Source organism: Sulfuricurvum sp., from assembly GCF_028712165.1.
GTDB lineage: Bacteria > Campylobacterota > Campylobacteria > Campylobacterales > Sulfurimonadaceae > Sulfuricurvum.
In genome coordinates this window covers 1-14,663 of the sequence record NZ_JAQTQR010000070.1, presented here as the reverse complement: position 1 = coordinate 14,663, position 14,663 = coordinate 1, and the positions used below count along the sequence as shown (strand labels likewise).

14 protein-coding genes and 1 other RNA gene are annotated in these 14,663 nt (G+C 33.9%); 2 read left to right on the top strand and 13 right to left on the bottom strand.

What is annotated here, in order from left to right; all coding sequences use genetic code 11:
• From PHP90_RS11465 to PHP90_RS11450, 4 genes are all read right to left on the bottom strand, one after another.
• Positions 1–844, bottom strand: an 844-nt coding sequence (locus PHP90_RS11465) for an efflux RND transporter permease subunit (protein ID WP_299929927.1), incomplete at its 3' end; no start/stop codon positions are given.
• Positions 844–1,893, bottom strand: a complete 1,050-nt coding sequence (locus PHP90_RS11460; RefSeq protein ID WP_299929923.1) for an efflux RND transporter periplasmic adaptor subunit — start codon at positions 1,891–1,893, stop codon at positions 844–846. The genes PHP90_RS11460 and PHP90_RS11465, both read right to left, overlap by 1 nt.
• A complete protein-coding gene (locus PHP90_RS11455; RefSeq protein WP_299929920.1) occupies positions 1,893–3,077 on the bottom strand; it encodes a TolC family protein in 1,185 nt (394 codons plus the stop codon). Before PHP90_RS11455 ends, PHP90_RS11460 begins: the two co-directional genes overlap by 1 nt.
• On the bottom strand, positions 3,074–3,433 hold the full coding sequence (locus PHP90_RS11450) for a PepSY domain-containing protein (protein WP_299929917.1): 360 nt from the start codon (positions 3,431–3,433) through the stop codon (positions 3,074–3,076). Before PHP90_RS11450 ends, PHP90_RS11455 begins: the two co-directional genes overlap by 4 nt.
• 440 nt (positions 3,434–3,873) lie before the next feature.
• On the opposite strand from PHP90_RS11450, the gene PHP90_RS11445 reads away from it, so the two are divergent.
• Positions 3,874–4,614, top strand: a complete 741-nt coding sequence (locus PHP90_RS11445; RefSeq protein WP_299929914.1) for a DUF3800 domain-containing protein — start codon at positions 3,874–3,876, stop codon at positions 4,612–4,614.
• A gap of 99 nt (positions 4,615–4,713) precedes the next feature.
• Here the strand turns inward: PHP90_RS11445 and PHP90_RS11440 are convergent, their stop codons facing one another.
• Positions 4,714–5,088, bottom strand: coding sequence for a helix-turn-helix domain-containing protein (locus tag PHP90_RS11440; RefSeq protein ID WP_299929909.1), 375 nt, complete (start codon positions 5,086–5,088; stop codon positions 4,714–4,716).
• Positions 5,089–5,274: 186 nt separating this feature from the next.
• On the opposite strand from PHP90_RS11440, the gene PHP90_RS11435 reads away from it, so the two are divergent.
• Complete coding sequence (locus PHP90_RS11435) at positions 5,275–5,556, top strand: hypothetical protein (protein WP_299929905.1); 282 nt, start codon at positions 5,275–5,277, stop codon at positions 5,554–5,556.
• 29 nt (positions 5,557–5,585) lie between these two features.
• On the opposite strand, the gene PHP90_RS11430 is transcribed toward PHP90_RS11435, so the two are convergent.
• The 8 genes from PHP90_RS11430 to ssrA form a co-directional block, all read right to left on the bottom strand.
• Complete coding sequence (locus PHP90_RS11430) at positions 5,586–6,128, bottom strand: GNAT family N-acetyltransferase (RefSeq protein WP_299929902.1); 543 nt, start codon at positions 6,126–6,128, stop codon at positions 5,586–5,588.
• Between the two features lie 10 nt (positions 6,129–6,138).
• A complete protein-coding gene (locus PHP90_RS11425; RefSeq protein WP_299929899.1) occupies positions 6,139–6,288 on the bottom strand; it encodes a hypothetical protein in 150 nt (49 codons plus the stop codon).
• Complete coding sequence (locus PHP90_RS11420) at positions 6,278–6,886, bottom strand: hypothetical protein (RefSeq protein ID WP_299929897.1); 609 nt, start codon at positions 6,884–6,886, stop codon at positions 6,278–6,280. Before PHP90_RS11420 ends, PHP90_RS11425 begins: the two co-directional genes overlap by 11 nt.
• Before the next feature lie 73 nt (positions 6,887–6,959).
• Positions 6,960–7,478: a hypothetical protein gene (locus PHP90_RS11415; RefSeq protein WP_299929894.1), complete on the bottom strand. Its 519-nt coding sequence runs from the start codon at positions 7,476–7,478 to the stop codon at positions 6,960–6,962.
• Between the two features lie 11 nt (positions 7,479–7,489).
• Entirely contained in the window at positions 7,490–8,557 is a 1,068-nt protein-coding gene (locus tag PHP90_RS11410) for an ATP-binding protein (RefSeq protein ID WP_299929891.1), read from the bottom strand.
• On the bottom strand, positions 8,554–12,438 hold the full coding sequence (locus tag PHP90_RS11405) for a hypothetical protein (RefSeq protein ID WP_299929888.1): 3,885 nt from the start codon (positions 12,436–12,438) through the stop codon (positions 8,554–8,556). Before PHP90_RS11405 ends, PHP90_RS11410 begins: the two co-directional genes overlap by 4 nt.
• Positions 12,439–12,448: 10 nt before the next feature.
• Positions 12,449–13,963, bottom strand: coding sequence for an LA2681 family HEPN domain-containing protein (locus PHP90_RS11400; protein ID WP_299929885.1), 1,515 nt, complete (start codon positions 13,961–13,963; stop codon positions 12,449–12,451).
• A gap of 415 nt (positions 13,964–14,378) precedes the next feature.
• Positions 14,379–14,663: a transfer-messenger RNA gene (gene ssrA, locus PHP90_RS11395) on the bottom strand; the annotation flags it as partial.

The following is a 14,663-nucleotide window of genomic DNA, read 5'->3' as shown; positions in this document are numbered from 1 at the left end:
CCTCAGTCGCTTCTCCGACACCGTCTTTGGTGACATATCCCAATCGTGTTCTCGAATCGTCTCGAACGTCACAGAAATCACCTACACGAATCGGTCCGTTGTGGGAATGGATCGTAATATTCGCAATTTCGCTCGCATCTTTGACACCGCTTTGAACTTTAACCAAATAGCTCTCTTCGTTTGCGTCAACCCGTCCTGCGCCGTCATTTTTCAGATTTTTTTCCAAGGTATCCTGCAAGGTACTCAGAGGAATTCCCAGATGGCGCATTGCCGTATAATCAGGCTGCACTACGATAGCCCGTGCTTCACCGCCGAGAGAATTGACATCCGCCACCCCTTTTGCACCCCGTAATACCGGACGAATGACAAAATCGAGCAATTCACGTTTCTCTTTTGGACTTATGTTTCCTTCAATCGTAAACATAAATGCTTCGCCCAACGGTGTCGTAATAGGCGCCATTCCCCCCTCTACCCCTTTTGGTAGTGACGGAAGGAGCGATGCAAGTTTTTCAGAAACCTGATTACGTGCCCGATAAATATCCGTACCGTCATTAAAATCAATCGTTATGTCGGCAATCGCATATTTTGAAGTACTCTTGAGTAGCTTTTCATTCTCCAGTCCTAACAATTCTGCTTCTAACGGCTTAACCACACGGTTTTCAACCTCTTCAGGAGTCATTCCGGGTGCTTTCAAAATGATTTTCACCTGAGTCGATGAAATATCCGGAAAAGCATCAATCGGTATTTTCAAAAACGAATAGACCCCATACCCGAACAAGGCCAGGGAGAGGAGAATGACGATGAGCCGTTGTTTGAGAGAAAATTCAATAATAGAGTTCAACATTATTCAAATCCCAATCCGCTTAATGCGCCTTTGAGAGTAATGATCCCGTCACTCGCGACTTTTGTTGTAGAGTCCAACCCCTCTGGTTTCACCGCGATATAATCTTTATAAATCTTTTGAATCTGAATCGTTTGGGGTTTAAACCCTGTTGACGTTTGTACAAAGCAGATATCGTTTTTCTTGTATTTTGTAACCGAAGAACGCGGCAGCAATATCCATTTGTCGGTTTGCGTTGAAGCAATATAAAATTCACCCGAAGTCCCTGCGCGGTTATTATTATTTGCAGTCAAAACAGCAACAGCGGTCGCAGAATTGCTCATGACGTCAACAGCAGAGGATACTGCTGTAATTTTTCCGGCTTCCGCACCTGTTTTGTCCATCACCAACGCACCTTTATGGATGCTTCCAATCATTTTTGGAGGGATTTTGATAAACGCACTGAGGGCATTTGCACTGGCAATTTTCAGATAAGGGACAAACGGTTCAATCTTTTCTCCGGCTTTAAGAGGAGCATGCGCCAATATACCGCTTTGACGCGCTCTGATCGTGAACATCATCCCGTTTTTCGGTTGAATATCCGCACCAGAGAAAATAAATCGGTTCTCTATCTCGGCGACTTTGGATTTCAAACTCAAAACTTCAATGTTGCTTTTTTGCGATTCACGCAAGGATATCACTCCGTCTTTGTAGAGAGTTTCATCTTTTTTTGCATATTCTTGAGCCATTTTGAGACGATTTCGAAGATCATTTAGTTCATAGCTGCTTGAAAGCAATTCGGAAGAGGCAATGGTACAAATGACTTCCCCTTTTTTTACGGTATCTCCGGTTTGTTTCATCAGTTCCGCTACCGTAGCTTCGCCGCTTAGCGTATAACTTCGGGCACCTTTGTCGCTGTAATCAAAGCTTCCGATAAACGGTCCCATGGGTTCAGACTTGATAATTCGTACCTGTTCTACTGCAATGCCCATTTTTTTCATTTGAGCGTCACTCATTGTGATTTGTGCCATTAATGCCGTAGCGCTTAACAGAATCAATAAACTTTTTTTCATTACCAGATCCCCCCGATTTTTTCTTCGATTGTAGACATTTCTTCAATGTAATTTTGTTTGACTTGAAGCGTGCGTAAGCGTGCATCATAATAAGCGTTTTTGGCAGCAAGATACTCGAATTGGCCTATTACGCCCCCTTCATACCCTTTTTGCGCTATCGTAAAGAGAGTTTCATAACTGTTTTCGTTTTCACTCAAAACCTTGATTCTCTCTTCACGCTCTTGCAAATGTTCCACCAATCCGCTAACACTGATGTTAAGTTTTTGTTTGCTTACTTCTCGCGAATGGACCAAAGCACTTCGCTCGCTCATCAATGCGGCAATTTTATTCTCATTTTTACTGCTGAGTGCCAGCGGCACGGTCAGACGGAAATCGAGACTGTTCTGTGTCGGTTCCTGTGTCATTCCGACCCCAAATGAGACAGATTCTACTGTAGAGTGGCGCAGCGTGGAAATCTGGGCATCTATCGCTTCAATCCGGACATTCAATGATTTCAACAACGGTGCATTGTTAATACGATCCTCCAATGCAGCAGATTTGATAAATTCAAAATTCATATCGTCGACGATAACGTTTTCCTGCGACATAACCGATTCTTTTAGATAGTGCTGTGCATGTTCAGCTTCCATCATTACCGCGGCTACTTCTTGAAGTGTATTTTTGTATTCGCTTTCCAAACGCAAAAGTTCCATCTGCGACAATCGTCCGGCTTTGAATTTCTTTTCTCCGACTTGGTAAGCTTTATACGAAAAATCACGTTTTTGCGACAGAACCGCATTTCTTTCCTGCTCGAGCTGATACATCAGCCAAGAACGTTTCAATGCTACTTGTATCAGCCCTTTTTGAACCGACATCTCAGATTCAGTCCCTTTTTTTTGGAGGTCAAATTCATACGCTTGTGCCGATCTAAGAGACGGCATTTTCATCGTATAATCAACCATAACCCCATACTGCTGACCGCTGTCAGCAGGGGCATCCGCATGTATCTTTCGTCCGGATGTCTCGATGCTCAAAGGCTCCCCTGCCAAAACGGCAGCCTTTTCAAAACCGATCGCATCCATACGTCCGTGTGATTGGATGAGTTCCCCGGAAACCGTATAAGCTTGTTCAGAAAGGTCATGAAAACTGATTGCATGTCCTAAAAACGGTATTAAAATAAGACTATATGCCCACGTCGTTTTCATTGTATCGGCTCCATTTTCAAAATCGATCCGTTAGCAGGATCAACATAAAGTTTGATATCTTTTGCAGTGGAATCAGTAGCATAGACTTGATACACCAGTTCTGAAGCAATGTCACGGAGTTTGACACCACGGACACCATATCCTTCATCGGATAGATGCTTGCGGATATCCTCTTCATTCATGGGTGCCATTGATTTATAATACTGGTGTTCTTCCATACTTTTTACTAAATGGTTTCTATGATTTCCAAAAGTATATTTCATATGTTCTTGTGTCGGAATAGTGACTGATGAACCCATTGCTCCATAAAGAGACACGGAAAGAAATGTCAAACAGATAAAGAATATACGTTTCACTATTTATCCTTTTATAAAAATATAATGGGATTCTATAGGATCAACATGAGAAAATCTTGAGAGTACGCTGGAAATGTTTTAACCTTGAATAGATTATATACCAATAATAATGATTTTTAGACCGGCTGGGAAAAGGGAAAGTTTTGGGATGGTTGGTGGAGGCGTCCTCTATAGAACAAAGGCTAAATAAGGATATTTTTAAGAGTACATAAAAAATAAACTACATTAAAGACTACATTATACTTATCTCTTTAACTATTTTTAGCCTCAAATAGTATGTCGATTTTTTTCGATTTTTTCGACATAGATATCAACCTATGTCGGTTTTTCTAATTTTTACCCTGTTGGATTAACTCTTATCATTATACATTTACCATGATTACAAGCTCCAATAGATATAATCACCATAATAAATATCAATCAAAGGACTTATTGCCAATATGAAAATACTCTTTTTGGATGAGTCTGGTGATCATAACCTCACAAAAATTGACGATCAATATCCCGTATTTGTTTTAGGTGGGGTAATCGTAGATCGTGATAAGCTCGAAAATCTCAATGAACGTATAGATCAGTTCAAAAAAGAGATGTTCGGTACAACGGATATTATTCTTCACACTGCCGACATCACACGCAATAAAAATGGCTTTGAACGACTAAAGGAAAAAGCGTTTCGTGAGAATTTCTACGAGAAGTTGAATCATATTATCGCTACTCTTGATTTTAAAGTCGTTGCTTGCGTGATCAAGAAAAAAGAGCATGTTGCCAAATACGATTTTGCCGCTATTGATCCGTATATGCTTGGGCTAAATGTCCTTGTCGAACGGTTTTATATGGAGATTAAATCGGATGAGAAAAAAGGGCTTGTTATTGCTGAAAAGCGGGATCGAACGCTTGACCATGAACTTGAGCTTTCTTGGTTACAGCTAAAAATCAAAGGAACCCGTTTTCTCAAAGGTGCTGAAATCGAAGATCGCATTTCGGGTGGGCTAATTCTAAAAGATAAAAAAGAAAATCTAAACGGTCTACAACTGGCAGATTTAGTGGTTTCTCCCATCGGTCGGCACATCATAGGCAAAAAAACAAACAAAGATTTTGAGATCATTGAACAAAAATTTCGTAAAGATAAAAATGGAAAAGTTGGAGGACATGGATTAGTTGTATTACCGAAGGATAATTGACCCCCGCTACGCAGTGGTCAATTCTGAAAAGAAGTATACACGAAAATCTATAAATGATTCATAAAAATCTTTCTGTACATTCTTTCAACTAAAAAAGAACTATCCCCAAACTTTTGATTTTGGCATTTTAGAGATCATCGCTTTGGCTTGGGTAAACATCTTTTTTTTCGCTTCATTGCTTGGTGATTGGTTTTCCAGTGCAGACGTTTGGATCACTCGACTCACAATCTCCTGTGCTTTTTTCTCGATTTGCGCCTGATAGAGTGCTTTTGCCGATTGTTTCGGTTTTATTGCAATCTCACATCCCAAAGCTATCGCTATTTTGTCGAGAGTATCGAGGGATATATCATGCCCTGAAAACGCCCGTTTGACCGTTGCAATTCCTAATCCTGAACGAGTAGCGATAGCCTCATAAGGGATAGATAGTGCCTCTTTTTGTTTTTTGAGTTCAGAGAGTATTAATGATTTAAACATGGTAGCTTCTTTTGGTATCAAATTTGATACTTTTTAATTTTACTAAACGTATCATAAGTGATACTATTTGTCAAGTAAAACTATAGACTAATACTTAGAAAATTGAATCAAAGTATATAATTCTTAAGTACTATTTAAGAATGATCCTGCGAAAGTTATGGCTAATCTAAACAAAGGAATAAAAAAATGACCGTAGAATGTAATGCATGTCAGAAACAACACACTATTGGATGTGATGAATTAGAATGGAGTATCGTAGACTCTGATGAAAGACAAATGGGTGCAGAATCACACCATCAAGCAGAATATGAATTTAGTTGTGATTGTGGTAAGTCTTTAGAAATAACTTTTAATTGTTGGGAATACCCACAAGGTACAATTTCGCATAGTGATACTGAAGTTCGTAATTGTGATGTAATAAATTCAGGGAATTGTTGCCCCAATGTAACATGGGAAGATGAAGAGTAATAAGTTATGAGGGATTAAACTCCCATAGCTTAAATAAATTCAGCTTTTAGCAGTCTTCCCTCATGCCAAACTTTAAATTTTTTTTGTGCCCAAAACATATCAACGTATTGTGCTCCTAAATCATCCGGTTCACTAAGCGGGAGAGGGGATGTAAACCCTAAAGAATGGAATAAATCAATCGCTTCATGGTTTGAAGGGGAAACGGCTGACACCAAAATCATATTTTCACCACATACCTCTTCTTGAAAATATTTTAGTAGTTTTGTAGCAATTCCCTGCTGTCTGTATTTTGAGTTAACATATAGAGATGATATCACCATCGTTGGGGATTGCATATCCGCATAAAAGCCTGCGACATACTTAACGTTCAATTCTTCATCAACATCTAGAATGTGATTATTTCGCATAATATTTATCTGCAACGCTAAGTGTGTAGGGTCTTTTGATGAAAAAAATGCAGGTGTAGTTTCACGGTATACATCAAGGAGTAGATGATGATAATTTGGATTAGATCGAAATAACTCAGCACTTTCTTCAGCAGTCAAAAATTTGGAATTTTCAAAAAATAGCATGATTTTACTTTTATGATTTTTTCGATTGGTCGGATGATGTTTTAGACCCAGCTTGGTTCGATTTTGTCACTCCACTCATGCCACGTTCCAAGTTTGAATTATTCGCTTTAATCAACTTGCTCAGCCCGTCTCCAGTGTATATTGCTTTTTTATTTGCCATCTTTAGATCCTGTTTTATTTGCGTCTTTATTGCCACTATTTGAATTTACAATATTACTTACACCAGCCTGAGAGTTTGATGGTGTAATAACTCCCATTGGCTTTGGTGTAGTATCAATTGCCTTTATTCTTTCATTCTTATCTGCCATAGGTTTTCCTGCATCGTGAATTTTTGTAAACATCAATAATATCGTAAAAATGATACTACATACAATTCCTATTACAAATGGCAAATATTTCCACTTATCAAGGAATTCGAGAGTTGTATCTTCTTTTATCCCTCCTGTAGTTTCTACTATATGCAATAGCTGTTTTTTATTTCGTATAAAGATTAATAGTATCATTCCTGAAACAAGTAAAAAACATAAGAGGGATACAATAATACTTATAAACATAATTCCAGTAATTTGCAGGTCTTTATTTAAAAATAAAGCCATATAAAAACCAATCGCTGCTACTGATAATCCTAAAATCGTTTTATCGGATTCAAGCTCGTTATTAAAAAACGCTTCGAGTGAAGCTTTATAAAGCTCAGCATTTTTTTCATATTGTGTAAGTGACAAACGATTTTGCTTGTACCAAGGTATTTTTTTATTCATTCAAACTCCATATACAATTTTTTATTTTTCAATTCCAAGTATATTTTGTACTTTCATTTTTGATCTATCTTTTTTAATTTAACTCATCATGCTGAGTATTTAGTCTATCACGATACATTTGAATCATTAAGTTCCATTGTACATATTGTCCTATTTGTTTAAAATGTTCTATATCAATGTATCTTTTTTTGAGTTCTAATTCACATTTTTGTAGATACCTCAATACTGATTCATATATCTGCGTATCATTTTGATGTAAGATACTGATTTCTGCCGCAAGCTTATGCGTTTTATATATAAAATGTTTTCTTCTAGTTTTGTAAATTTTTAGGGCTTTATGCTGATAATATTCCCCTCTAATCTCATGCCCAAGTATATAAAGTCTTATATAACCAATAATTTCATTGTATCTCCACATATCAGGTCGTGAAGTTGGTAACTCTAAAAATCGTTCATAACTTATCGCCGGAATTCGAGTTTCATTTTTTAGGTAAAAGTATTTATAAATTTTTCGACTATTAGCATCTTGTTCTACATAATATTTTTTTTCTGAAAGTCTATATACTGGAATGTCAAAAAAAAACTGTTTCATCATCCAGCCTATTAAGTGGATAAATTATATTTTTGAATTGAAGCGGTATCAATGCGGTTCACTATTTCAATCAAATATTCGAGTTTTACAACAATATCACTAATTGCCATATTGAACTCACTATTTAATGGTGCAATATTCGAATAAAATTTTAAAAATTTTTCATCAACAATTCCATTTCTATGTGAGAATAAATGTCTAATTTGTAATAATTTATCTATCTCTTTGATTTCCACAGCTCCCAAAACATCCAAATCTTTAATCTGCTTCGTATCTTCTATAAAACCTTTAACACTACCTTTTTGAAGTTTCCCTATCTTTTGCTTTGCCCAATAATGTACAAAATCTTGCATATCACTACAATTTAAAACTTCCTCTATCGTAACTTCTTGTTTGGATTTTAAAGTCTCTGGTTTTGCAAGAAATATCTCAAAAAGTAAGTCAGATAAATATGTTTCAAAATTATCTGTAAAAGATGAATAAAGAATACGGCTTAATATTTTTCCTTCTTGATTTGTTGTAATTGTCTCGACATTATCAGGATATAAAATATTTCCTAAGTCATCTATAATTTTTAAAATACTTTTTATATGTTCAAAATATTTTCTTTTTGATTCTGTTGAGCTTTCAGATTGTGCTATTAAATCATTGAATAATATAGTAACTTTAGGATACTTTTGTGATGTAAATTCCGGTTCACCAGATGCAGCCGACAATTGAGTCTGTTCACCAACACGTATGTATATATCATTTTCAAATAAAATTTTATTATTCGATTTTTCTGTTTTTATTACAAAAAGTCTTTTAGCACTTAGGTCAACATATTCATAATTAACTATTGGTCGTGGAGTCAATAAATCTATAGCTTTATGCACTGTTTCCGTAGCAAAAAAATCTCCACTCAACCCTTTTGGTGTCCCATTATCTAAAACACCAAGTATTAAATACCCACCCTCGGTATTTGCAAACGAAGCTATAATTTTAGCAATCACTCTTGAAGGTGGCAAAACTGCTTTAAACTCAACGCTTTCATTTTCAGGTTGTTTAATTAAACCAAGAATCTCTTCTTTTAAACTCATACTGGAATCCTAGATATTTTAGTATTTTTTAGTAGCTTACCTAATGTAAGTTGTTTCGGTGTAGATTTCCCATCTTCATACCATAGTTCGCTTCCATCAAGCTCCAATACATCTTTTTCTGAATCGTAATAGATGATAATTTGATTATCATCTGATGGTCTAGCCACTACACTAATATCTTGTCCATTTTTTACGATACCGCCTAAAATTGTAGGCGCTACTTGTTCAATATCGGTACAATCATATTCCGGTTGAGTTTTTAAATAAATTTCAATATTTTTTGTAGCTCGTTCTATCAATCGCTGAGAAGCTTCAAACATTTCTGGTGTTGGAATAGTGTTATGGATCAATTGAGATGAAAATTGCTTTGCTTTTTCAAATTCCTCAAAATTTGTGATCCCAAAACTAGCTAATGTTTGTGGTGTATCTATTGATGGAAGACTTATATCATCGTGGATTTTTTGTTTTGGTTGGTATACTTTAATACCTATAGAAGGTAATGCAATCCCTTCATTTTCAAAATATGCATCTATTTCTGAAATATCATTTTCTCTTAACAAAAACTCTAATTTATCTTCATAACCTTTGAGATCGAAATAGTCACATAAAACTTTTGGCAATGAGATTAAAACTTTATTAGAAGACCAATGTTTGGTTACTAGCAATTCATTTTTATCCCAATGAAGCTGGACTGTTTTTAAAATATTTCCATCATACGATAAAGAAAGTTTAGTAGCTTCAAAAATAGCTAGTTTTTGAAGCCTTTCATGTAGTTCTTTTAATTGTTCACCTGAAAAATCACTATCAACTTTAACAATCCAATTTTCCAAATATGGGAAGATACTTTCTAACTTATCTTTTAAATCAGAGTCTAATTTATCTCCTTCAATCTCAATATCAAAATTATCTTGTCTTAATATTTCTATTCCAAAATATTCTAATAAATTATCAATATTTTGATGCGCTTTATTTTCTTCATTCAACCCAATGAATTGATAAATCTCTTGAAAAATCGATGTATCCCCATCGGCATAATATTTTAAGTTTTTAGCTTCAACAATATTAAAATCTTCATCCATTAAAAAAGCTGATTCTGCCCAAGTTTTAACTTTTTCAATCTCTGCTATATTCCAATTATTTGATTGCACTAAGAGTTTTTGGAAAATTTGCTGAACTCTTTTTTTGTTAGGTTCTTTTAATTTATTTTCATTTGTTTTATGGTCAAAAATGGCAGTTAACAATTCTAAATAATCTTTAAGTTGAAATTCTGTTTTGAAACTAAAAAATGCTTTCCAATCTTGCGTAAGTTCGATAGAGCCATCAAAGACAGGTAAATATTCACCTGCAAGTTCTCCCATCTCTTTATTATTAATAAATACAGAAATTGATTTTTCACAAAACCCTTTTTTTGTGGGGATACATTTTATATTCTGTACATGCCATCTTAAATAACTGTCTACTAAGTTACCTGTTGTTTGCCCTTGCATTCCATGATGTCCCCAATATGCTCTAGCATTTTTTGTTAATTCACTCACTGATATGTTTTGAATAACAAAATCCCAAAAAAGTTTAGAAAAATTGAAATATTTTAGTTGAGATAAAAAGCTTAATATGACTATATCCTTGTAACTACTCGTTGAAAATCCATAGCTATTTAGATTATGTGTAAAATATTCTTTTGGTAAACCATATTCTTGAATAAATATTTCTTTAGGAATTTTTTCGTTGATGCTTAAAACAGTAATGCTATCTTGCACTCCCATGCATTTAAAAAATATCCTAAGATGATCTTTATCATCATCTAAAAGCAAGTATTTTTCACTCAAAAATATATCATCCTTGATATTTTCTTCAATTTTTAGTTTTGGATTATACTCATCAGAAAAATAACATTGTGATGCAGATATTAATACCCCTGTTTTTGTAAGAAGTTTTAAATCAGCTAATTGTGCCAATTGATCTTCAATTTTCTCTTTTTTATATAAGCTAAATATTGTTTGTATTGTCTCAATGGCATTTTCATTTGTAACATAATTTTTTGCATTTGGAATGATAGTTTTTTCTAGAAATGTAATATCTGTTTTTTCTACAACCCCCAGTTTTTCTAACCACTCTCTACTTTTTTGTTTTTCGAGTAGCCATGTTTGAATTTCTTGATGTAAAAATGATAATGAGCTTTCAGGATTATTCCAAGTTTTATCATCAGATGTAGGAAAATATACATTATTTGGATGATTTAGCTTATTCTTATGATCAAAAATAAAAGCCCAACTTTTTAATTTTTTCTCATCAATTGTGGAGTCTTTTATCTCACTCTCATTTTTAAAATATTGTATGAGCTTTATATTTTTGTCCACAGTATGTTCAGACAAAAAATCTTCAAAAGCAAAAAAAGCAGGTACATCACTCCATGTAAATATTACAACGCCTATCTCTTTAAGCAATGAGTTAAAACTTGTATTTACTACAAAAGGTTTTTCAACTATAAAATTTTCATTTCCAAGTTTATGAATAATGAATTTTCTAACAATTTCAGAACCTATAAAAGTCTTTTCGGATAAAAAAGTTGAATCTATAATCGCTTCTTTGACTTTTAGTAACTCATTTTCTTTTGAAAGAATAAAAGCTATTGTTTCAACAGCTTCATCTATACCTCTGTTATATTCTCTGCTTAACTCATCATTCGTTGATAACTTATTTGGTATTAACTGATACGCTTGATAGGAATATTCACACTTTACCAGTGATGCTATCCATTTAAATAATTCAAGACTGATTGATTTAAATAGCCATTGATTCCATTTAGAATCAGCATGAAGTGATTCACGATTTGCAGACATTAAAAAAGTAGTATTTACAAGTATAGGCAAAGAGTAGCGTTTCTCATCTGTCGGTAGATAAGCATATAATAAACTCTCATTAGATGCTAATTTTTTTAACCCCTCTTTTCCTTTTTGTATAGCCATAGTCAATTCTATTTTATCGGTTTGCAATAGCTTATCGGGAATATTTCTTTCATTTTGGAGTGATTTTTTTAATTCATCTGTTACCTCTAAGCGAACTGTTCTAATAATCCATTGAGATTTAATGTCTTTATTTTTAGATAGCGTATATTCGTCTTTTGTTTTTCTGTCAATGGAAATTTCAATTGTTTGATCAGTCGTAAATTTTATGCTGTTGATATTTTTTAAAAATAAAAACATATTAACATTGCTTGATAACTCTTCTATCGCATTTTGTACATCATCTTTTTTAAAAAGCTCGATGATTGTTGCTACATTCCAATCAGTCTTTAAAAAAGTTTGAATCTCTTGTTCTATCTCTTTTTCAGAAGTATAAATGGGAATTATCTGCCAAGGAAAAACAAATTTTCTGTTATTGTCTACTTCCCAAGTATCTTTATTTAAACTCCATTCTTTTTTCCAGCCGAAATCGTGATTTGCATCAAATTTGAAATATTCGCCATTTGAAAAGATGATCACTTTGTCCGATTGTCCAAATACAGATTTAAAGCCTATCCCTTTATAACCAGTTTTGTCGATGGAAGATTTTTTTGTTCCATTGTTAACCCCACAAATACCTCTAATGTCTGATTCATCAAAAGCTTTTCCATTGTGAACCACAACTAATTTATTATGAAAAAGTTTAATTTCCGCATTCACTAATTGCCCATTTACGGACGAATCATCTGCATTTTGTAAAAGTTCATAAATAAATCGTTTTGAGTCTGTGTATAAGTCGCTTGATAGTGATTTAAGTGATTCTGCCTGATTTATTGCCTGTTCAGGGTGAGAGTAATTTGTATTTGTTTCATAAATTTTTTCAATCGCATCTTTTATAATCATGTATTTTCTTTCATTTATTGATTTTACTTTAGACATGGTGGTTTATCTATCTCGACCTCAGAGTTTCTAATACTATTGACATATATTTTCCATGTGTGCTTCTATTATTATCTTCTTCAATATGCACAGTAAAAGAAAGATAAAGCATAGCTTCACGCACCAATCTTGCCAAATGCAACGTTTTATTTTCTAACTCATCCCTTGTAATTTGTTTACTCTGTTCCCTCTTATCTTCTATTTGATATTCACTGACATCAATCAATTTAATATTAATAAACTTGTGTTCTAAATGATTTCTAATATCATTGATTTTTTCTGATTCTGGTTCAACAACAGTAATAAATGATTTGTTATCTTTTGGAGAAAAAAGGTCTTTACTTATAAAGTATAATCCTCGTAAAGCTAAATTGCTCAATCCATCAAATTTAGGATTAAGTTTTTTATAATTACTACTGTCTTTCCAAACTGTACGGAAATCTATTTTTTCGCCATGTGGTAAATCAAAATATTCATTCAGAAAATAGGCTATTTTGTCAAAAATTGAATAAAATCCCCGAAACGCCAATTTAATTTTTTCAGTATCAATATCATAAAGATTATAATCGTAATCATCTGTAAGAGCTGTATTTTGGTCATACAATTTATTTGTTTTTTCTCGAATCCCTTCATACAGCAAATGACGGTAGGTAATATATTCTTGTTTCATCTGATTAAAATATGTAATATATTTTTGGAATCCACTATCAATATCTGAAAATAGATTTGGGAGATTAAGCGGATCATGTACTGCGATACTATGATTACCTATATCGTTCATTGAGCTAAGAAATAAACAATTAGACAATCCCCATCGTCTATAGTCCTGTTCTTCTTGTAACTTTCCAAAAGAAAACTTATCTAGTTCTAGATTTGTAAGCAAAAAATCTTTTTGAACATGAGCTTCAATGCCCTGTATCTCCGCATTAAATTGAGCTTTTAAGTCACTATGATATTCAACGTGAATCCCATTTTTAATATATAAATCTATATATTTTGATGCTTGTATTAGATCATCGTATGCTAATTTTGCAAAAAATATTTTATGGCTTTCGTCATAATCCAATCTTAAATACGATAAATAACACAATCCTCGATTAGCACGAGCCATAAAAAAGTTTTTTTCAATCTTAAGAGCTTGTGTATAAAGCCTGAGTGCATAAACTGTCCTTCCCGCATGACTAAATATATTTGCTAAATTTGTGAGAATAGAACATTGATATTCGACGGGTAATTCTAAAAAACTTTTTTCTTTTTTAGCCTTGCGTAAGTAAATAATTTCATGGTTAATTTCATCTTGCTCATAATTCCAAATAGAAGATTTATCTTTATAATGACGAATAGTTCTTAGTCCGCTCCAAGCGTTCGCTAAAAAATAATATAGAGTTGCTTTTTCTATCGAGCCATTTAGGGTTTCAACATACTCACTGTTTATAGCAATAATTATTAAAAGTTCTTGTTCATCACCAAGATCGCAAGCTCTATCAACAATAAGTCCAAGTTCAGATAATTGTTGCGGTGTCATTCTGTATTTTCCATATTTAAAAGAATCATAATCTTTTAAACATATTTGAACATGGTCAAAACAAACTTTTTTTCATAAGATGATAAGACTATCATCTTGTTCGATGGAACTAAGTGCAGATTTTGAAAAAGTGACAAATTATGTGCCTTAGTGTGGAATAGAGTGTATTATAGCAAACGAGACCATATTAAACTATTTTTATTTTTCACCATTTTTTATGTCTTTATAGCTTAAAAAATTATCTTTCTATCCCTTTTTTCCCACCCTGCATTGTTATACTGCTACTAAAAGACAAGAGAAAAAAGAAAAAGGGGACAGGCTACTTTTTTTAGTATACAGGATAGTAAATATGGCTCAATTTGGACACATAAGAGATAAAAGAAGTGGGGAAAATATCTGAAATAGGCTGAAAAGTTGGTGGAGGCGTCCGGGATTGAACCGGAGTCCTAAACCAAGGAAGTAAAGGCGTCTACATGCTTAGTAACGTTGTTTGTTTTTCAGATGACTATCACACAACGTGCAAAGCTACATCATCCAATTCTCTAAATTCATTCCTGTCCGAGACATTCCAAGAATATAGCTATCACAGGGGTTATACGCCAAGCCCTTCCGGTTATAGCATAGGAAGGTAGCGCAGTCCTAAATTAAATTAAACTTACGCTACAGCGTAAGCAGGACGGTAATTAGTGTTGTTTGCGTT

Coding starts and splice junctions, on each gene's coding strand:
- PHP90_RS11415 (WP_299929894.1), bottom strand. CDS start 7,478: ATGAAACAGTTTTTTTTTGACATTCCAGTATATAGACTTTCAGAAAAA.
- PHP90_RS11445 (WP_299929914.1), top strand. CDS start 3,874: ATGAAAATACTCTTTTTGGATGAGTCTGGTGATCATAACCTCACAAAA.
- PHP90_RS11410 (WP_299929891.1), bottom strand. CDS start 8,557: ATGAGTTTAAAAGAAGAGATTCTTGGTTTAATTAAACAACCTGAAAAT.
- PHP90_RS11435 (WP_299929905.1), top strand. CDS start 5,275: ATGACCGTAGAATGTAATGCATGTCAGAAACAACACACTATTGGATGT.
- PHP90_RS11440 (WP_299929909.1), bottom strand. CDS start 5,088: ATGTTTAAATCATTAATACTCTCTGAACTCAAAAAACAAAAAGAGGCA.
- PHP90_RS11460 (WP_299929923.1), bottom strand. CDS start 1,893: ATGAAAAAAAGTTTATTGATTCTGTTAAGCGCTACGGCATTAATGGCA.
- PHP90_RS11420 (WP_299929897.1), bottom strand. CDS start 6,886: ATGAATAAAAAAATACCTTGGTACAAGCAAAATCGTTTGTCACTTACA.
- PHP90_RS11405 (WP_299929888.1), bottom strand. CDS start 12,438: ATGTCTAAAGTAAAATCAATAAATGAAAGAAAATACATGATTATAAAA.
- PHP90_RS11430 (WP_299929902.1), bottom strand. CDS start 6,128: ATGCTATTTTTTGAAAATTCCAAATTTTTGACTGCTGAAGAAAGTGCT.
- PHP90_RS11425 (WP_299929899.1), bottom strand. CDS start 6,288: ATGGCAAATAAAAAAGCAATATACACTGGAGACGGGCTGAGCAAGTTG.
- PHP90_RS11455 (WP_299929920.1), bottom strand. CDS start 3,077: ATGAAAACGACGTGGGCATATAGTCTTATTTTAATACCGTTTTTAGGA.
- PHP90_RS11400 (WP_299929885.1), bottom strand. CDS start 13,963: ATGACACCGCAACAATTATCTGAACTTGGACTTATTGTTGATAGAGCT.